The organism is Aquimarina algiphila, assembly GCF_947494415.1.
GTDB lineage: Bacteria > Bacteroidota > Bacteroidia > Flavobacteriales > Flavobacteriaceae > Aquimarina > Aquimarina algiphila.
Genome location: NZ_CANLVC010000006.1, coordinates 298,964 through 321,325 on the forward strand (window position 1 = coordinate 298,964; position 22,362 = coordinate 321,325).

The following is a 22,362-nucleotide window of genomic DNA, read 5'->3' on the forward strand; positions in this document are numbered from 1 at the left end:
ATGATCATGAAAAAAATAGTTTATTTATTAACTCTGATTATTTTAGGAGCTTGTACAGATCAGTTCGAAGAGTTGAATACCAATCCAAATGATCCGGTAACAGCAAGTGAAAGCTTATTATTACCAACAGTTTTGTTTGATTTATCAAATATTACAGTGAATCAAACTTATGGTTTTGGGGATGTTATAGGACAATATACAGGGAATTATGAATTTAATGATATTGATATATATCGTTGGCAGGCAGACGATAGATTCTGGTCTCCAATGTATAGTATATTGCAAGATATTAATGATTTAAAAGCAATTGCTGAAGATAATAATAATGAAAATTATAAAGCAATTGCTTTAATTCTAGAAGCATATATTTATAGTGTTATCACAGATGCATATGGTGATGCGCCTATGACAGAAGCTAATAGAACAATTGAAGGTATCACTACTCCTGTCTATGATAAACAAGAAGATATTTATACAGCTATATTCTCAAAGTTAGAAGAAGCGAATACTATTGCTAATATTACAGAAACAATTAAGGGTGATATTATGTACAATGGGGATTTAGGTAAATGGAAAAAGTTTGCAAATTCTTTACGTTTACGCTTGCTAATGAGAATATCTGGAGTACAAAATGTAAGCTCAGGTATGAATAATATCATAAATAACCCAGATAGATACCCTGTATTTACTTCAAATGATGATAATGCTATATATAAGTATAGCGGAGTTGTCCCAGATGTATCTAATGTATCTCAAGCAGGAGGAGGAAGAGATTATGAATACTTTTTACGTATACCAACAGCTCACTTTTTGGGATTGCTAGATGCTAATAATGACCCTCGTTTAAATTTATGGATAAGTCCGAAGGAGGGAACCGACGATCGAACACTGGGAATAATACCAGGACAACCACTTGGAGAAATAGGACGTCCCGCAGATTTTAGTAGAAAAGCGGTTGAGTTTTTTGAAGAAGCAGAGAGCATCCAGGGAATATTTATGACATATAGTGAGTTGAATTTTATTTTGGCAGAGGCTAAAGAAAAGAATATGATCTCTGCAGGTGTAGCTAAGGATTACTACGATATTGCTGTACAGTCATCTTTTGATCAATGGGAAGTAACCATACCTACTGATTTTCTTACGACTACAGTGCCATATGATAATAGTACAGATAGATTATATGAACAAAAATGGTTAGCACTTTATCATACCGGAGTAGAACCCTGGTTTGATTGGAAAAGGACCGGTAAACCATCTTTTATTCAGGCGGGATCAGGAAATCTTAATAATGATATGGTTCCTGTACGATTAAGATATCCAAGTTTAGAACAATCTGTAAATGCAAGTAACTATGAGCAAGCTTCTGCAGCTATGGGTGGAGATAATATTAATGCTTCATCCTGGTGGTGGTAAGAATTGATTGAGTTTAAATAATTACTTTATGTAATTCCAATTATCTAAAATGCTCCCAGGGAAACCGGGAGCATTTTTAATTTGATTTGAAATTGTGATTTTTTTATGTTTTTAAGAGCAGCTATAAAGAATTTTTTTAAATAAACTTATTATGACAATGATTTATTAATACAGATCCAAAACATTTAATAAAAAGAAAAGTTAAGTTTTAGTCTTTTTGATATAATGAATTGTTAAGTAACTTTTTGTTAACTATTTGTGATATATTATTTGGTAAATTAATTTAGAATTAAAGACGTAAACATTTATGTCTCTTAAAATGTATTAGTTTAACTCTTAAACCTAGAATTATGTTAAAGAACATTTCAAACATTAATGGAATTCAATTTTTAAACAAATCAGTTCAAAAAGACATTAAAGGAGGATCTTTGGATGGTGATACATATGGAGTGTGTCTACCTCATGCTTTTCTTTGTGGAATACCTGATCATATTTGTTGTAATGATTTATGTGTTTTAGAAACACATCCCGCCTGTAACTTTTAGTAAATTTTTTTTAAAGCGAATGAAAGTTCGCTTTTTCTTTCCTCTTAAAAGAGCATATGCTTTATTTTTTTAATATATTTTTTTATATATCTAAAAAATAAAACTTAAATATTCAGTGTGTAACTTGTTGCTAACCTGGTAATTTAGGTGTACATGTTAAATCCAATAATGCTATGTGCTTAAGAAATTGTTAATCAAACTATAACAACCCTCTGGCTTTAATCTCCAGGTATTTGTTAATAGTATTTACGGTGAGGTTTTCGGGAGTGGTAAGTATCGTTTGGATACCGTGCTTTTGTAGCTCTTTTACCATTACTTTTTTATCATAGGCAAACTGCTGGGCTATAGTTTGATCATATATGGTTTGCGTGTTTTCTGCTTTTTGATGAATTAAATGATCTAACTCTGTATTTTGAAAGAGAATCACAACTAATAAATGCTTCTTAGCTAAGGCTTGAAGATAAGGTAGTTGTCTTTTTAATGAGGAAATATGCTCAAAATTAGTATATAATAACAGTAAACTTCTATGGTTAATTTGCCGCTTTATATGAGCATATAATAATCCGAAATCAGAATCTAAAAACTGAGTTTTCACATTATATAAAGTTTCAGATATGGCATTAATGTATGTTTTTTTTCCGCTATCCGGTAAAAAATTATTTACGGTATTAGAAAACGATAACATGCCTACTTTGTCATGTTTTTTGAGCGCGATATTAGAAAAAGCTAAGGTACTATTTACGGCATAATCTAATAAGCTCAATTCATTAAAAGGCATTTTCATAACACGACTGGCATCGATTACAGAATAGATAGGTTGAGATTTCTCATCCTGAAACTGATTAATCATTAAATTTCCATGCTTTGCTGTTGCTTTCCAGTTTATGGTACGCACATCATCCCCAACTACATATTCTTTAATTTGTTCAAATTCCATGGTATGACCAATACGACGAATTTTCTTAAGACCAATCTGAGTTAATTTGTTATCAATGGCTAAGAAATCATATTTTTTCATTTGAATAAAAGAAGGATATACTTTTACCATAGCCGATTTGTCAAAACTATAACGCCGTTTTACAAAACCTATCCTGGTCATTGCATATATATATAAGTTTCCAAAAATATATTCTCCACGTTGTACAGGACGCAGAGCATATTCAAAATCAAAAATAGATTTAACAGGTATTCTAACGGTCTTAAGGAAATCACGTTTCTGAAATTGAACAGGTATCTCATCAATGATCTCGACAGTTGTGGTAAATTGGTAATTACTTTTTATGCGAACAGGAATGGCATTAAAATCACTATTCGAAAATTTATCAGGTAAAATTCTATTAGCTTCAATACCCTTTTTTGTATTGTAAAGAACAATAACGTCAAATAAAACGATAATTGTAAATCCCCATACTAAAAGCCAGGCAATCGGATACAACTCATTAAACCAATACGATATTAAAAAAAGAATCGATAGGAATGCTAGTGTATAAAATACTCTGAAACTAAAATATAATGATTTCAAGAACTTGATCAAAACTAACGTGGTATTTCAACAGATTGTAAGATCATTTCGATAACATTTTCAGTAGTCATTCCTTCCATCTCACGTTCTGGTGATAAGATAATACGATGACGTAATACTGGGAAAAGAGATTTTTTAATATCTTCTGGTGTCACAAAGTCTCTTCCGTTAATTGCTGCAAAAGCTTTAGAAGCATTCATCACTGCTATAGATGCTCTTGGTGATCCACCTAAATATAAATGCGGATGTGTTCTGGTTTTGGTTACGATTTCTGCAATATACCCTAGAATCTTTTCTTCTATAATTACTTCTTGAGTTTTTGCCTTAAACTCTATTAGTTTTTGTGGAGTTAAGATGGTATTAACTAACTCTAAGGGTTTTGTGGCTTTTCTCTCATGATGTGTTTTTAAGATATTTACTTCTTCTTCCAATGTAGGATAATCGACTTTAATCTTAAATAAAAACCGATCCAATTGTGCTTCTGGTAATGCATAGGTCCCTTCTTGTTCTACAGGGTTTTGTGTTGCTAATACCATAAATGGAGGATCCATAGGATATCGTGTACCATCTATAGTTACCTGTCGTTCTTCCATAACCTCAAATAAAGCTGCTTGAGTTTTGGCAGGAGCACGGTTGATTTCATCAATGAGTACCATATTTGAAAAAATAGGTCCTTTTTTAAATTCGAAATCACTGGTTTTCATATTAAGAACAGAAGTCCCTAATACATCACTTGGCATAAGATCAGGGGTAAACTGAATACGATTAAATTCAGTTTTTAGTGTCTTAGCAAATAATTTGGCTGTAATCGTTTTAGCAATTCCAGGTACTCCTTCTATTAAAACATGACCATTGGCTAACAAGGAAACAATCAATAATTCGATAAAATCTTGTTGGCCGACAATAACTTTGGCAAGCTCGGCTCTTAATTTTTCTACTACTTGTTGTAATTCACTGAGATCAATTCTGTTCTGAAAGTTTAAATCTTGCTCAGATGATGCTATAGGTGAAGTCTGTTCTGAATTTGTATCGTTTGTGATTTCTTCGTTTTCCATATATAATACTTTAAAAGAGAAGTGATGATTAAGATTTACTTTTGAATTTGGTAATCAATTCATATAGCGCTATTAATTCATCTTTCTCTATCTTTGGTTTTCTATTTATTTCTTCAAAATATTTGAATAAGTTTTTGGTTTCTTCCATAGTATTACTACTTCTAGCGGCAATATCTGTTAAGGTTTTTTCATCCAAAGTATCTGTTGGTATTCTTAATGTATTACGCACGTAATCCAAAAATAATAGATTTTGTTTTGTTGCTATTTCTTTATGCTTTTCTTTTTCAAAGTACATACCGCTAATAGTCCTTGTAAAAGATAAAGTTTGATTTTTTAGCGGTGTAATTATAGGAATACTTCTCTGTTTTCGTTTGCCTTCAAAAAGAATAAACAATACTACTCCAATGATGACAAAATAATATGCCCATTTAAGATAGCGATTGTTTAAAAGAAAGAAAAGTGGAGAGGTATAAAATGTTTTTCCAGATTTATAATAGTTATCCCAGAGGATTTGTTGTTTAGGATTGATATACGCCAGAAGATTTTGAGTGTATTGATAATTATTTTCTTTTAGCATAAAATAATTTCCAAATGCTTCGGGAAAAGTATGAAGCAAAATATGACCATTCCCAAAGGATTGTCTGATATAATTGATTTCTGGATCTTTTATGACTAAGGTGTCATTGTATAATTGAGAAACACCTAAAACCGTTGTGTTTATGGTATCTATTTCACTAAAATAAGGGTTGCTAATATCTCGATCGTATAAAAATGGAATTTCATTTTTTAGATTGGTATTGGTTAATGCAACAAGAGGTTTGGTATTAATATCATCAAGAGCTAACAAATTATCAGTGTCTATATTAAGAGTATCTAATAGTGTATACCCAATATTTTTTGAAGAAATGAATAAAGTATTTCCTTTTCCTACCCAACTTAATATTTTATCCAGCTCACTTTTATCAAAACCTACAGAACCATTAATAAAGAAGTAAGTTCCGGTTATGCTATCATTATCTGTAAGAAACTCATAAGGCGGCTGATTAATGTCTTTAAGCCCCTTGTTATCAAATGCTTCTTTAATTAAATTATAGGAAACAAAAGTACCTAAAGGAATTTTATCTGTTTTAGAATAACTAGGAAACCAATTAATGGGAGCTGGTTCACTAGCTTCCATGTACGTTAAGAATGCAATAAGCCCTATAATGATGATGATAAATATTTTGGATCCTTTTGTCATCAAATTAAGATTGTATGCTATTGGTTATAGATTTAAACTCTTTTTCTGCTTGCAGATATGATTTTTCATTGACCTCAAAACTACCATACCAGGTAAAATCATATAATTTGGTTATGGATTTAAATTGCTTTTTTATGATATCATTCGATATTTCTTTGGTATAATCGGTATTTGTTTTTTGAGCTTCCCATGTGATCAATTCTAAATCAGATAATTTTTTTAAAACAAATAGATAGTAATACCGAATAGCTAATCTGTAATTATTATTTTGTAATGCTTGATTAATCAATTGTTGAATATCTTTATTTTGAATAATGTCTTCATCCTCTGTAAGCTCCACTTGAGGGGGGATTTGTTTTTCTAAAAGCATATCACCGGGATTCACTTTCATGAATAACCAACCTAATAAAAATAATATACCAATAATTAATAAATATGGTAGTAGCTGAAATATGATTGCCCAAAAACCTGTAATTTCATCAACCCCAAAAAACCAGGATTTAAATTTTCTCCAAAGCTGGTTAAACCATTTTTTCAATCGAGTCCACCAATTATCGGGTTCTTGGTATTCTGTATAGTTGAAATCATCTTGCTTTTGAAATTCTTGTATTTTTTGATCATCCAATTTTATGATTTCTTTGGGAGAATCAAGATCATATACTATTTCCTGCGCTATAGAAGTAACCGTGCTGTCTTGAATCTTAGCAGATAAGGAAAAGGAGATGAAAAATAAAAAGCAATAAAGAATTTTCAAATTATTTGTTGTTACCTAGTGAATCTATTTGTTCCAAAGCTCCTGTAGCATGTTTTATTTCGTTCAGGTTAAAATAAATAAATGCGGTAGAAATTGCGGTTATAATATATAATACATATTGTGCGGCAGATGATATCGTATTTAGAGCAATAAAGACCCAATCTATCATTGCCGTAGGATCTACCATAGAACCTTCAGAGGCAGATGTTAATAATCTTGTATACGAATAGACGGCTGCAGGAATAGAAAATACCATACTTATAATCCATATCACTATCCCAACAATAAAAAGAGTAGCAAAGGTAATCCACCATTCATTCTTTATCAGATTAAAGCTATCACTTATAGCATCTGAAACACTAGAATTTCGAAATATTAATATGGAGAAAACAAGACTCATAGGAACATATAAATATATACCAGGGAAAACACATAATAAGGTTCCGAAGAAAGTAATTAAACCAGAGAGAACTCCTAATCCGATAATTTTACCGAAATCATTTTTTACTCCTTGTACTACAGTTTCAGAATTTACAACACCTTTACCTTCGATATAGTTTTTTATGTAGTGCAAAACAGTACCGAAAAGGGCACCATAAAAAATTAATAACATAGCAAACATTGCAACTAATGCAATCAATAAAATTCCCATATCCGAAAGCTCTCCTCGTGATAGGCTTACTGGGTCAAATACATTAGCATAAGTATGGGTGTAATATGCAGATGCTAATAGAAGTAATACGAATGGTATTACCGAAGTTTTTAGTAAAATTGATAACAAGTGTTTACCATTTTGTCTTATAAAGGCAAAGGTATCTGTGATAATGTCTCCTAATTCTCTTTTTTTCTTAAATTCTATGTAGTTATTGTTCATTTGCTAATTTTTTATAGAGTATTCTGGGGTATATAACATAATAAAACAGGATTAAAGCTAAAGATCCTGATATGATAATAATTGCCAGCCAATCTGGCATTTCTGTGTGTCTTGTAACAAAACCTTCTAAAAATCCTGCTATTATAAAAAAGGGAATTGTACTGATTACAATTTTTAATCCTGCTTTTACTCCTCTTACAAAAGAAGTTAACCGAGTATATGTTTTTGGAAATAAAATTGAATTTCCGACGACCAAGCCAGCACAACCTGCTATTATAATTACAGATATTTCAATAGTTCCATGAATCCAAATGGTACGAGCGCTTTCCCAAAGCAATCCTTTGTCATAAAAAAAGTATTGAAAAGAACCAAGCATAATAAAATTACTCATCAGCATGTAAATAGTTCCAATACCACATAATACACCAAATGAAAAACATAATAAGGCTACTCTAATATTATTAATAGTAATACCAAGAAACATATTGGTTTCTTCCATTTTTTTGTATACGGCCATAGGATCATCGTTAGCAATATTCTCTAAAGTCATATTAACATATCCGTCGCCTAATATTGATCTTACAAATGCGCCATCTGTTGCAGATGAATAAACCCCAATTGCAGTAAATAGAACAGAAATTAAAAAGGTAATGAGTAATTGTTTTTGATATTTGTAGAATTCTAAAGGAAATTCTTTGACCCAAAAAGAGTATAACCTATTTTTTTTCTCCTTTTTTGTTTTGTAAATTTTTTGATGTGCGCTTGAAGCTAAACTATTTAGATAGTTAAGTGTTTGACTATTAGGGTAAAATGTTTGTGCATAACTAAGATGATCCGTTATTTCAATATATAAATTAGAAAGCTCATCTGGAGTTATTTGGGTATTATTAACCAGAACACTTTCAAATTTTAACCATTTATCTTTATTTTGCTTCACAAAAGCTGCCTCACGCATGTATCGATCAATTAAGAGGTTCAAAGAAACATAATTAATGGATAATTTTCAAATAGAAACGGCTCAAAATGTTAGTATACAGCAAAATGCTGCTGGAATCGGAGAGCGAATATTGGCATATCTTATTGATCTCTTAATTATTATAGGGTATTTTATTGTTACTATATTTATTCTTGGGGTTTTAGGATTGGATCCTGGAGATCAATGGACATATTGGTTAGTTTTAAGTTTGCCGGTTTTTTTATATTTTTTATTGTGGGAAACATTTTGGGATGGTAAGACTCCAGGTAAAGCAGCAATGAAAATAAAGGTGGCAAAATTAGATGGGTCGAGACCTGCTTTTTCTAATTATTTAATTAGATGGTTACTTCGTTTGTTGGATATTTCTTTTGCTTTTGGAGGAATAGCGGTAGTCTCTATTTTATTGGGAGGAAAAGGGCAACGTTTAGGAGATATGGCTGCGGGGACTACCATAATTAGTGAGCGACAAAGGGTGCAATTTCATGAGACTATACTCGTTGATATCCCTGATGATTATGTAGCGGTATATCCACAGGTTACAGTTTTTAGTGATGAAGAAATGCGAAAAATCAAAACCATTTATACCGATGCAAGACGAAATGCAGATCATAATATCATTCTGGAACTTTCAAAAAAAGTAAGTACTTTGATGGATGTGACCCCTCAGGAGAAACCATTACAATTTGTGGATAAGGTAATAGCAGATTATAATTATTATACGCAAAAACTATAATTTACAGCAATAGAACACCAATTTTATAACATTGGGGTTTTTAAGTTTTATTGAATGACTTCGGCTGTTATAAAAATATTTTCTTTAGGCCATTCGCTTCCATCGACAGGAACATTAGATATTTTATCAGCTACATTCATTCCTTTAACAACTTTTCCAAAAATAGTGTGTTCTCCATCCAAATGAGCAGCCCCTTTCTTTGCAATTACAATAAAAAACTCATAAGGTGTAGAACGATTAGAAGGGTTATCCACCCATTGTTTGGATAGGGCAACCGCACCACGAACATGTTTAAGGCCTTTTACCGGCTCTTGGGGGATAGTATATTCTCCAATTTCAAAACGTTTGTTTGCGGTTTGTTGACGATCACTATTGCCTCCTTGAATAACAAACCCTTTGGCTACACGGTAGAAAAAAGTCTCATCAAAATACTTTTGTTTAACCAGATAAATAAAGTTTGCTCTATGTATAGGAGTCTCTTTATATAATTTTATATGTATATCACCGTATGTTGTCTTTATGTTAACCAAAGTTTCTGGATTCTCTTTACCATAGGCACTCATGAATTCTCTTAGGTTTTTGTTTGAAAGTTTAAATGGTTCTTCGTTAGAGGTTTTTTCTTCTATATCAGCTTTTACCTTAGAAGAAACTTCTTCATTTATCTTCTTTGTTTCCTTTATCCTGATAGTATCTTTATTTCTTTCTGTACTCTGCTTGTTTTTTTTAGAATGTGTATCTTCACAATTAGAGAATAAGATAATACTTACGCAAAAGCATAAAATTGATTTGGTAAATGACATTTGAAACATTTAAAAATTTAATTCCAAAAATAAAGAAAATGTCAGTACCGGGCGAATCTTCGCATTTTATTATGGCTCCTGATCTTCGAATAAAAGAATTAAATAAACTTAAAATAGAAGAAAGAAATCCTCGAAATGCTGCGGTTATGATGCTTTTTTATCCCAAGGAAGGGATTACTCATATAGTTTTGATATTAAGACCAGATTATGAAGGAGTACATTCTGGACAAATTGCATTACCAGGAGGGAAAGTAGAACAACATGATTTAAATTATAAAGAAACTGCATTACGTGAAACTCAGGAAGAAGTAGGCGTAAATACAAATACAGTTAAAGTCATTAAAACTTTAACAAAAGTATATATTCCTCCATCTAATTTTTGGGTGCATCCGTTTTTAGGTTTTACAGAAAAACGTCCTGACTTTGTAGCACAAGAAGAAGAGGTGGCAAAAATCATAGAAGTACCATTATCAAAATTATTGGATGAAAGAAACGTGGTCCCACAAAAATTGTCAACATCTTATGCGAAAAATATAGAGGTACCTTCCTTTGAATTAAATGGTTATGTGGTTTGGGGTGCAACAGCGATGATGCTTAGCGAGCTTAAAATCTCTATAAAGCAGTCAATGGTCTTATGATTTTGTATATTTGACGTTCTTAATACAACGAGTTTTCTAAAACATATGGGATTATTTAAAAGAAATCCATTTGGTCATATATTATTTCTAAAAAAATGGCTCATCCGTATCATGGGAGGGCTAACGCATAGACGGTATAGAGGTTTTAATGAATTACAAATAGAAGGAAGTGAAGTTTTTAAAGACCTTCCAGATAATGGTGTTCTATTTGTTTCTAATCACCAAACCTATTTTGCAGATGTGGTAGCAATGTTTCATGTATTTAATGCTAGTTTAAGCGGACGTACAGATTCGATTAAAAATGTGGGATACTTGTGGCAACCAAAAATGAATCTTTATTATGTTGCGGCAAAAGAGACAATGAGAGCTGGGCTGTTAGCGAGGATTTTAGCATATGCTGGAGCGATAACAGTAGAACGTACCTGGAGAGATAAAGGAAAAGATGTTAATCGTCAGGTAAAAATGAGCGATATTACTAATATCTCACGAGCTTTAGAAGATGGATGGGTAATTACATTTCCACAAGGAACAACAAAACCGTTTAAGCCTATTAGAAAAGGAACTGCCCATATTATAAAACAATATAAACCTATTGTCATTCCTATAGTTATTGATGGATTTAGAAGATCTTTTGATAAAAAAGGTATTCGAATTAAAAAGCGTGGAATATTACAGTCAATGGTTATCAAGGAACCGCTGGATATCGATTATGAAAATGACACTACAGATGATATTGTAGGTAAATTAGAATTTGCTATAGAACAACACCCTTCTTTTCTAAAAGTGATTCCTCAAGAAGAATTAGAGGCAGAAGAGGAATTGAATAAAAAAAGAAAATGGGAATATTAAAATATAGTTTTAATAAATATGCCTCATTGTAGTTATATACGGTAATGGCTAAACTTTTTTTCATTATTCTATAATGATAAAGTTTAGAGGATAGGGTAGGGCTCAAAAGTATTCATACGTTATATAAAGAAAAACGTATTATGAAATTTTCAAGAATATTTTTAAGACTAGGGTTAAGCTTACGAACTGTTGTTAAATTTTTAAAAGAGCTTCCAGCATCTTCTTCAAATGCAATCCATAGGTAAACACAAATTTCATATCGATGATTAATGATCTGATTTTGGAATGGACAAAAAAAGCCTCTTTCATTTTTTTGAAAAGAGGCTTCATAATTTTATTCATAGTTATTTTATAAAAAATATGGACTATGTTGTATTCTTTCTTATACAAGAAACTCTCTTTCCTTTTTTAAATTCTAAAAGCACTATAGATAATAGTTGTATGATTAATTTTTTAAAGAATTTAATCTACATTCATCGTTTTTGATTCGTCATTCGTCTTTTTTTTTGGGAGAATAAGTACTAGATCAAATATATTGTCAACGTACTATCAAATACAGTATAAGAATATATTTTATTTGATGTAAAAACTTCTTGTTAGAAACTTTAAAAGTTTTCTCGCAATTAACCAACTGTTATCGTATTATCAATTTATTTACTTGTGCGATGCACAAATTTTCTCAATTTTTCATGATTATAGTATGGAGAGCTTAGAAAATAATGATCAAGTAACTTTTAAAACTCAATAAATATGTACACACAAATTAGAAAAATTAAAGGAACTGTTTTTGTCTTGTTTTTAATGTTTTTAGCACTATCATGTTCTAAAGATGAAATTAATGAAGAACAGGTTAATCAAGAAGAATTCAATGAGGTAGAAGTAAAAGCACATGGTTTAAAAAACCCAGCATCTGTAATGTATATAGAAGTGAATGATAATGCTATGGAAAATGCAATAGCTTATACATTACCAAATGGAAAACCAATGATTGATATTGCTGTAATTTTTGCTGCTAATATTAATTACAAAAATGCATCTAGAACACATGTATTATTTATGAATAACAATGTGAAAAAGGTATTAAGGAATAGAAATACAACTATCAAACCTTTACAAAGAAAAGGGATTAAAGTACTGCTTTCGATTTTAGGGAATCATCAGGCAGTTGGTATTTCAAATTTTCCTACACGAGGTGCAGCTAAAAAATTTGCGAAACAAGTAGCTAATGTGGTTAAGAATAATGGATTAGATGGAGTAGACTTAGATGATGAATTTGCAAAATATGAAACTATATCAGGACGACCAGCTATTAATAATAAATCATTTATTTGGTTACTACAAGAATTAAGAACTGCTATGCCTAGTAATAAAATAATTACCTATTATCGTATAGGAGAATCTGTTAATCAAATGATGTCGAATGGTAAAAAAGCGGGTCAGTTTTTAGATTATGGTTTTCAACCATTTTATGGATCATATAGTAATATTACAGTTCCAGGATTAGGAAAAGGAAAACTGTCTGCAGCAGCAGTTGATGTTACACAAACACCTTCTTCTACGGCAAGTAATTTTGCGCAAAGAACAAAAAATGATGGGTATGGAGCTTTTGTAATGTATAATTTGGACGGGGTAAATCGCGAAAGTTATCTAAATGGAATATCGCAAAAATTGTATGGTAAAAAAACAAGCTTAACAGGGACCTTAAAAAATTGAATTGTTGTTTTTGAATTAGTACTAAGGAGGTTGTCTAAAAAGCAACCTCTTTGTCATTGTAAATAGTTTAAGTTTTATATGAATTTAAATAAATACAACTAGAGTACTTTTATTATTTGTTAGCCATCTAACTAGCAGATACCAATATTTTGGTAATGTAGCGATATAAAAAGAAAATAGGTGCTTTTATAAATACACTAATTCTTTTCTCAAAAGAAACCAAGAGTAGATTTTTCTTTTGGCTTTTTTGCACAATGGTCTATCTCTAAAAAAAATCAAAAAAAATAATAGCCTTATTTTCAATTTTTTGAATAGTTGCAATATTATTTAAAAAAAATTACGAAATCGTTTTCGTATTTGACCATAGCATTGATATTTTCAAAGATAATTATATATCTGTGTATAAATTAAAGTGATGATTTTATTATAAATATATTTAGTTATTTACTTGATTATTAGTATTTTGTGTTGATTTTGTTTTTTTTAAATCATATGATTCTTCTTTTTAATAATAGGGAAAGGGGATTTTTTTGTGATTATTGAATTTATTTAAGATTTAAATTAAGGTATTGTGATTTTGGTGTTAAAAAATTGAGAAATAGTAAGAATTGATATTAATTTATAAGTGAATTAAAAAAAGATAACACACACACTAACTAAATTAAAACTTTTTAATCATGAAATGGAAAATTACACAGTCAATATTCATTATTTCACTATTATTAATGGGTTTAAATGTACATTCTCAGCCCCCACCAGGAAGTGGATGGACTAATGTATTTGCAGATGAGTTTGGGGGAAGCTCTGTTAATACTAATATCTGGAATGTGAGAAATGATGTAGCTTTTAAGCCTAATAAAGCAGAAGTAAATGGCGGAACTTTAAAAATTAGAAATACGTTCACAAGTAATAGCGTATCTCAAGGAGGGTGGTTAGAGTCTAAAACTGGTTTTAGCGGAAACAACAGATACGGTTATTATGAAGCTCGATTACGTATTGACGGTCCAGATAGAGGTGATATTTGGCCTACTTGGTGGATATGGGGGAAAAATTTTAGAAATGGAGCTCCTGGGCCTAGTGGTACAGAATTCGATTTAATGGAATATAGTGGTTTTGGTAAAAAGTTTTTTGGAGGAGCAACAACTTCTCACCACTATTTTGATAAAAGAAATATTAATGGTAAAAGTAATATTACATCAACCAGAGCTTCTACAGAAAGTAGAAATGCATTTCAATGGCATGTTTGGGGTATGCATTGGACTCCGACAAAAATTGATTTTTATTATGACGGAGTAAAATATATGTCATCAGATCAGCCAGCAGATGCTGCTAATGATCCATTTCCTTTATACCTTATATTTTCATCTTCTCCTCATACTAGAAATGTACAGAATGCCAATCAGGATTTTGGAGGATTTCAACCAAGTAATGTACCAGAATTTGCCGCCGTTCCTGGTCGCTCATTAGCTTCTTTGGAGGTTGATTGGGTCAGAGTATGGCGAGGAGGTACTATTGAGAATACTGGTGGTGGTTCTGATACTAATGTAACGTTTAGAGGACAAGGAATTAATACTTATGTGAGCTCCGAAAATGGTATTGGCCCTATCACTTGTAATAGAGCAAACCCGGGAGCTTGGGAGGTATTTACAGTAAAATCAGAAGGTAATGGACAAGTAAGTATTCAGGGAAATAATGGCAGATACATTAGTTCTGAAGATGGGCTACAGGCTATGACTTGTTCTAGAGTTTCTGTCGGAGCATGGGAAAAGTTTACATTAGTGTCACAAGGTGGTAATGTATATGCTATCAGAGGTAATAATGGTAAATATGTAAGTCATGAAAATGGTAATGGTCCAATGAATTGCAATAGAAATGTTATAGGAGCTTGGGAAAAGTTTACTATAGCTGGTCTAAATAATAACAAATCTTTATCTATTGAAAAACCAGAGTTGAAAAACACTATTTCTTTTTACCCAAACCCAAGTACTGTAGATAACTTAAATCTAGAAATAAGTACATCTAAGAACGTTAATTCTACATCGCTCGAGATTGCAGATCTTACCGGTAAGATAGTTGCTAGTGAAAAGTTGGGAAGTCTTGAGGCAGGAAGAAATTCTGTTTCCTTAAGTCATGTAAAAGGATTATTAAGAAGCGGGTTGTATATAGCAAAAGTTACTTTGGATAATGAAGTTAATATGACAAAAATTATGATAGAATAATCCTGTTTAGTTTTGGTCAAAACTAATATTATGAAATAACGAAAAAACCTTTTGGAATTTATCCAGAAGGTTTTTTCGTTATAATTATTCTAGCCATTCTTTAAAATCTTTTACTCGTTCACGTGCTACAATAATATCTTGTTCATTAAAATGATTCAATTTTATTTGTAATCTCGAATTAGTATACGAAATGATATCTTTAATGGCATTTATATTGATATAGAATTTTCGACTGGTTCTAAAAAACTGCTGAGGGTTTAATTCTTCTTCCAGGGATTCTAAAGTAGTATCAATTAGATAATTTCTATTGTCGGTGGTATGAAGATATGTTCCTTTGTTTTCAGAATAAAAACATTCAATATCCTCTACCGAAAATATTTTTAGATGTTGTCCAACTCTGGCAGTAAATCGTTTTTTATATGAACGATCCATCGGGTTTATAAGGAGTTTTTTGATATCTTCAAAATCTACTTGTAACTGCTGCTTTTCAGGAAGTTGTTCTTTGTATTTATTTACAGCTATCTCCAAATCTTCATCATCTATTGGTTTCAATAAATAATCGATACTATTTAACTTAAATGCTTTTAGGGCGTATTCATCATAAGCAGTAGTAAATATTATAGAGCTTTTAATAGTGATCGCATCAAATATTTCAAAAGATAAGCCATCACTAAGTTGAATATCTAGAAAAATAAGGTCGGGATGTTCATTAGTACTAAACCATTCTATTGATTCTTGTACAGAGTGCAACATAGTATGCACTTCTATATTTAAATCTTCAAGCATTCGTTTAAGGCGTCTTGCAGCTGGTTTTTCGTCTTCGATAATTATTACATTCATTTTTTTATAAATTACAAAACTTCAGAGAAGCAAAGTTGAAGAAGGTATATTAGTTGATTTTTTGTTTTATTTTTTTGAAATCATACAATATTTCATTCCCAAAGTTGCTTTTGGTCATCCTGTTCTTCTTCCATATATTTTCTAATTTTACGTTCTTCCCAGTCTTTGTTAAACATAGGGTTTACTCTGTAAGCTTTGATGGCATGAAATACAATTCCGATTCCCCATCCAAACGCAGCCCACAAAAACCAAGCATGACTCCATTCGTTTTGATAATAATTTAACCCTGCCAAAAGGCTTATGATAACTATATATGAAATTAAGTTATTATAAAATTTCTTTAATTCCTCGACACGTTCCTTGGCACGCTCATATCTTTTTTGTTCGTTAAAATTTTTCATAATATATTTTTTAGATTGTTTTTAATAATCTTCTTTATCCATAAATTCTTTGGTCTTTCGTTCTTCCCATTTTTTGTTAAAGATAAAAGACTTCTGAAAAGCCCAAAGCCAGTGAAAAAATAATCCAATACCCCAGAAGACAGGCGTTGCAAGATTGCCAAAACTCCACCAGGAAAGAAAGTCTTTATCTTTTACATCTACATCAATAAGCATCAGAATTTTTTGTTTAAAAAAGAATATGGCGATATTGATTACGATATAAGTTACTAGATGACCAAAAAAGTCTTTTTCATTTTTTACTCTTTTTTTAGCTTTTTCATAAGCTTTTAAGTCTTCGTGATTATCCATAACTTTTTTATTTGGTTTCTAGAAATCATCCTTGTCCATTAATTCTTTAATCTTACGCTTTTCCCATTCTTTATTAAAAATACTGTTCTTCCCAAATACTGAAACTCCATGAAAAAACAAACCGATTCCCCAAAATAATGGAGTAGCATATAGATGCCATTGAAACCAGTTGTTAAAACCTTCATCTATAAAATCAGAATTAATAAATAATAGAGCGAGATTTATAATAATATATACCGTTAAATGTGAATAAAATCCCTTTTCTCTTTCTACTCTTTTTTTTGCTTTTTCGTATCGTTGTTGTTCAAAATTTTCCATTGTAATAGATTTAAAATTTAAAATCATCATCTTTCATAATCTCCATAATCTTACGTTCTTCCCATTGTTTACTATATATTGTGTTTTTAAACCACTTAATATTTCTTCTAAATGTCCAAAGACCATGACATAGTAATCCTGTCCCCCATAGTAGAGGTCTAAGTGTAATAACCCATATTAGCCAGTCTTTATTTCCATCTAAAGCATATTGAAATATGGTAATAGCTATATTCATAACCACATATATAATAACATGCATATAAAAGCCTCTTTCTTCATCTAGTCTCTTTTTTGCTTTTTTATAAGCATTTTGTTCTTTATTATTAGTCATAATATTTACTTTTAGATTCATCCATATACTTTCTGATTTTCTTCTTTTCCCAGTCTTTTCCAAATATAGGATGATGGCCTGAAGCCTCCATATAGTGAAAAAGAACACCAATTCCCCATCCTGCTATTGGAAATATTACCCATGGAATACTAAAACCAGTGGTTTTATAATTGATAAATGCTAAAAAAGGAATGACAATGCAATAAGAACCCAAGTTCCAGTAGAATTCTTTTATTTTTTTTACTTGTTCTTTTGCGCGTTCGTATTTTAATTTTTTTGCGCTTTCTATGTTTTCTATCGTTTGTGAAATTTCCATATCTGCGAATTTTATTTTTTTTGTTAATATCGGAAGCTCAGCAATAAAAGCCTCTTCTGTTTTGTATACCGAAAATTTTCTTTTCGTTAATAATGCATAACGTTGTTGTACATTACCCAATCCAACACCACTACTTTGCTTTATTACTTCTTTTGGTTGAAGATTATTCTCAACCACTAGAAATCCATCCTTTTCATAAATTTTGATATGTAACGGTTTTTGTGGCATTACCACATTATGTTTTACCGTATTTTCTAATAAAATTTGTAATGATAATGGTACTACTTTTGCTTCTGGATTAATAGCCTGATCAGGAATTTCAAATACAATACTATCCTCGAAGCGCAATTGTATCAATGTCATGTAAGTTTTTGCAAAATTTAATTCTTCATCAACCGTAACCAATTCTTTATCTTTTTGTTCTAAAACATATCGATATACTTTTGATAGCGAAGTGGTAAACTTTTGTGCCATCCTTGGATTTTCCTCGATTAATGATGTTAAAACATTGAGACTGTTAAATAAAAAATGTGGATCTAATTGATTTTTTAATGCAGCAAACTTAGCTGATGCCGTACCCGCAATTATTTTTTGTTCTGTAACCTTTTTTTCTTGTAATACCTTGTAGAAATAAACCGTATGAAAGAATAATGAAAAAATCATCATGATCACTAACGGAAAAATATAGTTGTTAAAGGATTGATTAGTGATAAATTCTTCTGTAGTGTATTTTTGAAAAATCACTACGGTTGTGATATACTCACAAAAAGCAAAGGCTAGTATTGTAATTATAATTGAACCGAAGGCACCAGCGAGAACACGTTGTAATCCTCTATTTTGCCAATTAACTTTACGATTTATATATTGAAAATAATAAGAATTAATAGCGGTTATTACAAAGGAATACATAAAAGCGATCCCCCACCATTCTAGTGTAAAAACTCTGGTAAAATTAAACCCATTTAATATCAAGGTTACCAGCCCCACAAATAGGGCAACTACGACAGAAACTAGGATTATTTTTTTAAAGTCTTTCATGTGATTAAATCAATTATTTTCAATTTGTTTCAAATAATAAAATAGTTACTGACAATTTTTTTGAATTCTTTCTATTTGATCCATCCCCCATTTTGGATAAAAAGGAACGTCATTTGTTTCGTTTTCAAAGTACAAGATAGCTTTTTCTATTTCAGGACAAAAGGCTTTTGGGTCTTTACCCCAGAATTTAGCACCTCCCATTTTCCATTCTGCATGATATAGCATTGCTCTAGGGTTTTCTGGCTCCAGAGCTTTAGCTTTTCGATATAATTCTTCTACTTTTGCAGAAAGTGTTGGGCCATATACAGAAGGATTATAAACTACATATGCAGTATTGAGCATAGCTTCCATAATTGAAATTTCTGCATTTTCCTTAGAGAATGTCCTGGCTTCATTTAAAAAATCCTGCGCTTTTTTTAATCTGGTTTCAATTTCATTACCATCTTTAATACCAAATGTAGTAATAATGTGTACTTGAGCGGCATAATAAAAAGGTAACCAATTTTCTTTTTCGGCTCTGGCAATACGTTCGAAAAGATTAATTGCTTCATCAGGGTTTTTACTTCCCCATAGTTCGAAAGCTTTGTTCATTCCTTTCTCGTATGCTGTCTGCGAATGAATCGTTGTCATGCTAAGAAAGGAAATTATAATTAGTAATGTTCTCATGGTTGTTTTGTTTTTGAATTACAGTGTAAATATCATCAGAGCTATCCTCTTTTTATAGTATTTATGACCGAAGTGTATTTTTTTAAGGATGAAATGTAATTAGAGGTATACTCTGATATATTGATGAAATCATAGAGAGATTGACTGGGATACTCTTCTATCGGTAACTTTGAATTTTGCATCTTCCCATTTTGGAGGACCAAATCTTCCTTTAGCGTTATTACTTACTCCATAAGGTTCTGTAGGTATTTTTAAAAAAGTATTGAGTTTTTGATTATTATCTTCATCGTGATATAATGAAATTGCATATGTCCCATTAGGAATATTTTCGAAGGATGCTGTTACCTTTCCTACTTTGGCTTTTGCACTAATGGATGTAAAGGGTTTTCCTAGAAAACTTTCTTGTGCATCGTATAGACCAACACGCAATGTGCCTTCATTAGATTTTATATTATTGATTGTAACCGTAATTGTATGTCCTTCTAACTCTTGTGCAATACCTAAATTAAAGGAACATATTACGAATAGAAAAAATGCAAATTTTGTAATTTTCATAATAATGTAATTTTAAAGTTTATAAATTGTCTAATTGATTATCTGTTTTATTATCACTTATGGTCCAGAAAAATCCTACGATGAAGAATCGATCGGCATTTTGTCGAATGGCTCTTCTGGAAAAATTTCCATTAGCATTAGGGTTGTTTGCGTATTGGTAGTTAAAAATGTTATCTGTACCTAATACATTTGAGACAGAGAAGTATAAAATCTTTTGCTGACTAATTAAGTATGCCCAACTAAAATTGATAGCATTGAAGTTCTTTGTTTTACTATTTTGAAAAACAGATTCATTGGGATTATTGTAAGGTCTTCCAGATGCAAAATTATAGGTTGTACTTAATAAAGATTTCCAATCTTTAATCCAATATTTAGTGACTAGCGAAAGGTTGTGTTTAGCTGCAAAGTTTGGTGTCGCTTGAGCAGGATAGTTTCTATAATCTCTTTTGGTGTCCAGGTAAGAATAACTTGCCCAATACTCAAAATTCTTTATCGATTCATTATCTCGCCAGAAAAGATCAATTCCTGCAGCATATCCATCTCCCAGATTACTATATGTACTGTTAAATTCTGGAATGTCGGTGTCGAATTTAACTAGTCTGTCATAAGATTTATAATATCCTTCTGCTCTAAATGTTCTTCGATTTTTTTGGAATTGATAGTTAAGAATATAATGAGACGATTTTTCGGGATCTAATGTGGTATCATATTTTAAAACTTCTTGTTGAGGAGATTGATAGAAATCCCCATAAGCCAATGATATTTGAGATTTTGATGAAGTTTTATAGGCTAAAGAAACTCTTGGAGAAATTTTAGTATATTCTAATAAAGAATTATGTACACCTCTAACCCCAAGTTGTAATGCTAGTTTTTTACTGAAGAATATATTAGCTTCTGTAAAAGCCGCAGTACTATTATTATTGTTTGAAGTTCTGAAATTACCAAAATCGGAAGTTTCCACTTTTTCTGTGAAGGAATTTAAAAATTGTTCAGCCCCAAAATTCAACTTAAACCGATTACTAAATCGCTTTCTAAGTTTTACTTTAGCATGGAAACTGTTTTCTTGATTATTAATATCTGTATTTACTATACTAATATCATTGTAGTCATTTGCAAAACTGGTTCCGGCAGCAATTTTCCAACCATTACTCAGATTGCTCTTATATGAAGAGTTTATGTATAGATTTCGGTTTTTAAGACCAAAATTAACCCCTTCAGGAACATTAATATCATCTTGTATAAGTTCGAAATCGGTATAACTTAACCCTCCATATATTTTTAGAAGTCCTTTATTAAATTTATGACGGTACACAGCTTCTCCAGATAAAGATTGAAAAGGTTTAATCCATTCTACTCGTTGTTTGATAATGTTTTGATAGGGTTTAAGGTTTACATAAAAAGCATTTACACTTAATGAGTTATTTTTCCATTTCTGAGTGTTTCCTCCACCAATACCTACATTTATGAATTGAAATTCTGTTTTCTCCTGATCAGGTTCATCTATAGTGTTAAGAAGTAATACACTAGATAGAGCATCTCCATATTCTGCAGAATATCCACCTGTAGAAAAATTGGTTCCTTTAAAAAGAAAAGATGAAAATCGTCCTCTGGTCGGTATATTATTAGTTGTAGCTGTAAATGGTTGAAAAACTCGCAAACCATCTATGTAAATGTTTGTTTCGTTAGCATCTCCACCTCGTACAAAAAGTCTACCGTCTTCGGCAACATTGGAAGTGCCGGGTAAAGTTTGAAGAGCTCCAATGTAGTCACCTGCAGCTCCAGCTGTGGTTACAATGTCTAAAGGTGTTAATACAGAAGCTTTACTGTTGTCTCCAGCAGAAAATGTACCTGCGTTTAAAACCACACTGCCTAAAGAATTCACATCTTCCTTAAGTACAATGTTTAAATTTTTCATTGTAGCAACATCTTCCATAAATGAATAGGTTTCGAAGGATAAAAATGAAATTAATAATGTTTGTGGACCTGTTTCTTGAGTAGTAAAGGAAAAAGCTCCTGTGTCATTAGAAGAACTTCCATCATAGGTGCCATCCAGATATACATTTGCTCCAGGAATAGGGTTTCCTGAAGAATCTTTGACAGTTCCTGTGATGGTTGTTTGTGCAGTTATGTTACTAGATAATGCTAAAATAAAAGTGAAAGTCAATAAAAGTTTCATTTACATATTATGTTTTGATTGATAGATCAAAAGTCTAATATG

Annotated in this window: 23 protein-coding genes; 7 read left to right on the top strand and 16 right to left on the bottom strand. The window is 31.2% G+C overall.

Going from position 1 to position 22,362, the window contains the following annotated elements; translation table 11 throughout:
• Positions 1 to 6: 6 nt before the first annotated feature.
• The gene (locus PQF96_RS10655) at positions 7 to 1,413 is read left to right on the top strand and encodes a SusD/RagB family nutrient-binding outer membrane lipoprotein (protein WP_271766066.1); all 1,407 of its coding nucleotides are present in this window, start codon (positions 7 to 9) and stop codon (positions 1,411 to 1,413) included.
• Positions 1,414 to 1,763: 350 nt separating this feature from the next.
• On the top strand, positions 1,764 to 1,958 hold the full coding sequence (locus PQF96_RS10660; protein WP_271766067.1) for a hypothetical protein: 195 nt from the start codon (positions 1,764 to 1,766) through the stop codon (positions 1,956 to 1,958).
• A 199-nt stretch (positions 1,959 to 2,157) separates the two neighbouring features.
• On the opposite strand, the gene PQF96_RS10665 is transcribed toward PQF96_RS10660, so the two are convergent.
• The 6 genes from PQF96_RS10665 to PQF96_RS10690 are packed head-to-tail and all read right to left on the bottom strand — an operon-like array spanning position 2,158 to position 8,358.
• A complete protein-coding gene (locus PQF96_RS10665) occupies positions 2,158 to 3,489 on the bottom strand; it encodes a DUF58 domain-containing protein (protein ID WP_143915611.1) in 1,332 nt (443 codons plus the stop codon).
• A 5-nt stretch (positions 3,490 to 3,494) separates the two neighbouring features.
• Positions 3,495 to 4,535, bottom strand: a complete 1,041-nt coding sequence (locus tag PQF96_RS10670; RefSeq protein ID WP_109434567.1) for an AAA family ATPase — start codon at positions 4,533 to 4,535, stop codon at positions 3,495 to 3,497.
• A gap of 28 nt (positions 4,536 to 4,563) precedes the next feature.
• Positions 4,564 to 5,775 carry a DUF4350 domain-containing protein gene (locus PQF96_RS10675; protein ID WP_271766068.1) on the bottom strand — a complete coding sequence of 404 codons (1,212 nt, stop codon included), beginning with the start codon at positions 5,773 to 5,775 and terminating at the stop codon, positions 4,564 to 4,566.
• A 4-nt stretch (positions 5,776 to 5,779) separates the two neighbouring features.
• The gene (locus tag PQF96_RS10680; RefSeq protein ID WP_109434569.1) at positions 5,780 to 6,529 is read right to left on the bottom strand and encodes a DUF4129 domain-containing protein; all 750 of its coding nucleotides are present in this window, start codon (positions 6,527 to 6,529) and stop codon (positions 5,780 to 5,782) included.
• A 1-nt stretch (position 6,530) separates the two neighbouring features.
• Positions 6,531 to 7,403 carry a hypothetical protein gene (locus PQF96_RS10685; RefSeq protein WP_109434570.1) on the bottom strand — a complete coding sequence of 291 codons (873 nt, stop codon included), beginning with the start codon at positions 7,401 to 7,403 and terminating at the stop codon, positions 6,531 to 6,533.
• Positions 7,393 to 8,358, bottom strand: a complete 966-nt coding sequence (locus PQF96_RS10690) for a stage II sporulation protein M (RefSeq protein WP_109434571.1) — start codon at positions 8,356 to 8,358, stop codon at positions 7,393 to 7,395. The genes PQF96_RS10685 and PQF96_RS10690 overlap by 11 nt, the downstream gene beginning before the upstream one ends.
• A gap of 37 nt (positions 8,359 to 8,395) precedes the next feature.
• Between PQF96_RS10690 and PQF96_RS10695 the strand changes: the two genes are divergently transcribed.
• Positions 8,396 to 9,112 (top strand): RDD family protein, encoded by a 717-nt coding sequence (locus PQF96_RS10695; RefSeq protein WP_109434572.1) that lies wholly within the window; start codon positions 8,396 to 8,398, stop codon positions 9,110 to 9,112.
• Positions 9,113 to 9,159: 47 nt separating this feature from the next.
• Here PQF96_RS10695 and PQF96_RS10700 read toward each other — a convergent pair whose 3' ends face one another.
• Positions 9,160 to 9,912 carry a peptidylprolyl isomerase gene (locus PQF96_RS10700; protein WP_160114039.1) on the bottom strand — a complete coding sequence of 251 codons (753 nt, stop codon included), beginning with the start codon at positions 9,910 to 9,912 and terminating at the stop codon, positions 9,160 to 9,162.
• Between the two features lie 38 nt (positions 9,913 to 9,950).
• Here PQF96_RS10700 and PQF96_RS10705 point away from each other — a divergent pair, with 38 nt between their 5' ends.
• The 4 genes from PQF96_RS10705 to PQF96_RS10720 all read left to right on the top strand — a co-directional run bounded on the left by PQF96_RS10705 (position 9,951) and on the right by PQF96_RS10720 (position 15,331).
• Positions 9,951 to 10,550 (top strand): NUDIX hydrolase, encoded by a 600-nt coding sequence (locus PQF96_RS10705; RefSeq protein ID WP_271766069.1) that lies wholly within the window; start codon positions 9,951 to 9,953, stop codon positions 10,548 to 10,550.
• A 45-nt stretch (positions 10,551 to 10,595) separates the two neighbouring features.
• A complete protein-coding gene (locus tag PQF96_RS10710) occupies positions 10,596 to 11,399 on the top strand; it encodes a lysophospholipid acyltransferase family protein (RefSeq protein WP_109434574.1) in 804 nt (267 codons plus the stop codon).
• 750 nt (positions 11,400 to 12,149) lie between these two features.
• Complete coding sequence (locus tag PQF96_RS10715) at positions 12,150 to 13,112, top strand: endo-beta-N-acetylglucosaminidase H (protein ID WP_271766070.1); 963 nt, start codon at positions 12,150 to 12,152, stop codon at positions 13,110 to 13,112.
• 677 nt (positions 13,113 to 13,789) lie between these two features.
• Entirely contained in the window at positions 13,790 to 15,331 is a 1,542-nt protein-coding gene (locus tag PQF96_RS10720; RefSeq protein WP_271766071.1) for a T9SS type A sorting domain-containing protein, read from the top strand.
• An 84-nt stretch (positions 15,332 to 15,415) separates the two neighbouring features.
• Here the strand turns inward: PQF96_RS10720 and PQF96_RS10725 are convergent, their stop codons facing one another.
• The 9 genes from PQF96_RS10725 to PQF96_RS10765 form a co-directional block, all read right to left on the bottom strand.
• Complete coding sequence (locus PQF96_RS10725; protein ID WP_109434577.1) at positions 15,416 to 16,171, bottom strand: LytR/AlgR family response regulator transcription factor; 756 nt, start codon at positions 16,169 to 16,171, stop codon at positions 15,416 to 15,418.
• 92 nt (positions 16,172 to 16,263) lie between these two features.
• A complete protein-coding gene (locus PQF96_RS10730) occupies positions 16,264 to 16,572 on the bottom strand; it encodes a 2TM domain-containing protein (protein ID WP_109434578.1) in 309 nt (102 codons plus the stop codon).
• A gap of 21 nt (positions 16,573 to 16,593) precedes the next feature.
• Positions 16,594 to 16,920, bottom strand: coding sequence for a 2TM domain-containing protein (locus PQF96_RS10735; RefSeq protein ID WP_109434579.1), 327 nt, complete (start codon positions 16,918 to 16,920; stop codon positions 16,594 to 16,596).
• A gap of 18 nt (positions 16,921 to 16,938) precedes the next feature.
• A complete protein-coding gene (locus PQF96_RS10740) occupies positions 16,939 to 17,238 on the bottom strand; it encodes a 2TM domain-containing protein (protein ID WP_109434687.1) in 300 nt (99 codons plus the stop codon).
• Positions 17,239 to 17,248: 10 nt separating this feature from the next.
• Positions 17,249 to 17,569 carry a 2TM domain-containing protein gene (locus PQF96_RS10745; RefSeq protein ID WP_271766072.1) on the bottom strand — a complete coding sequence of 107 codons (321 nt, stop codon included), beginning with the start codon at positions 17,567 to 17,569 and terminating at the stop codon, positions 17,249 to 17,251.
• Complete coding sequence (locus tag PQF96_RS10750; protein ID WP_271766073.1) at positions 17,562 to 18,923, bottom strand: 2TM domain-containing protein; 1,362 nt, start codon at positions 18,921 to 18,923, stop codon at positions 17,562 to 17,564. Before PQF96_RS10750 ends, PQF96_RS10745 begins: the two co-directional genes overlap by 8 nt.
• 45 nt (positions 18,924 to 18,968) lie before the next feature.
• A complete protein-coding gene (locus PQF96_RS10755) occupies positions 18,969 to 19,589 on the bottom strand; it encodes a hypothetical protein (RefSeq protein WP_160114041.1) in 621 nt (206 codons plus the stop codon).
• A 129-nt stretch (positions 19,590 to 19,718) separates the two neighbouring features.
• A complete protein-coding gene (locus PQF96_RS10760) occupies positions 19,719 to 20,144 on the bottom strand; it encodes a DUF2141 domain-containing protein (RefSeq protein ID WP_271766074.1) in 426 nt (141 codons plus the stop codon).
• A 19-nt stretch (positions 20,145 to 20,163) separates the two neighbouring features.
• The gene (locus tag PQF96_RS10765; protein ID WP_271766075.1) at positions 20,164 to 22,320 is read right to left on the bottom strand and encodes a TonB-dependent receptor; all 2,157 of its coding nucleotides are present in this window, start codon (positions 22,318 to 22,320) and stop codon (positions 20,164 to 20,166) included.
• Between the last annotated feature and the right edge of the window lie 42 nt (positions 22,321 to 22,362).